Origin of the sequence: Mycobacterium sp. AT1 (genome assembly GCF_002043095.1) — a bacterium.
Classification (GTDB): Bacteria; Actinomycetota; Actinomycetes; order Mycobacteriales; family Mycobacteriaceae; genus Mycobacterium.
Genome location: NZ_MVOC01000121.1, coordinates 299 through 821 on the forward strand (window position 1 = coordinate 299; position 523 = coordinate 821).

General features: G+C 64.6%; 1 protein-coding gene. It reads left to right on the forward strand.

Going from position 1 to position 523, the window contains the following annotated elements; translation table 11 throughout:
* The first annotated feature begins 99 nt into the window (after positions 1 to 99).
* Entirely contained in the window at positions 100 to 444 is a 345-nt protein-coding gene (locus B1790_RS33805) for a hypothetical protein (protein WP_079927624.1), read from the forward strand.
* The last annotated feature ends 79 nt before the right edge of the window (positions 445 to 523 follow it).

Genomic DNA, 523 nt, shown 5'->3' on the forward strand with positions numbered 1-523 from the left:
GTGCCGGCCACGAATTGTGACGTGGACCATACGATCCCGTGGCCATACGGGCCGACCGCGGCGTCCAACCTCAAATGCCTATGCCGAAGACACCATCTCTTGAAAACCTTCTGGGGCGGCCAAAGCGGTTGGCGCGAACGGCAACTCGACGACGGCACCATCGTGTGGACCGCACCCGACGGCCGGAGCTATACCACCACACCGGGCAGCCGACTGCTCTTCCCCGAACTCAGCGAGCCCACTGCATCGGTGGTCGCCTCAGAGGTCCCCAGGGCACACACAGCCGGACTGACCATGCCCCGACGCAAGACCACCCGCGCCCAAGACCGCACCCGCCGCATCCAACTCGAACGCGAACTCAATCAGCAGGAGTGCGAAGTCGAGAACGATGCGGCCGAAGCCCGAGCCGATCATCCGGTTGCGAAGTCTCCCCCGCCGTTCTAAGCCGAAATTTGGCTAGTTTCGCTTCCACCAACGGCGCCGAGGCGTGCCTGGCTTCGCCGCGTGAACCTCAGCCGCGTCG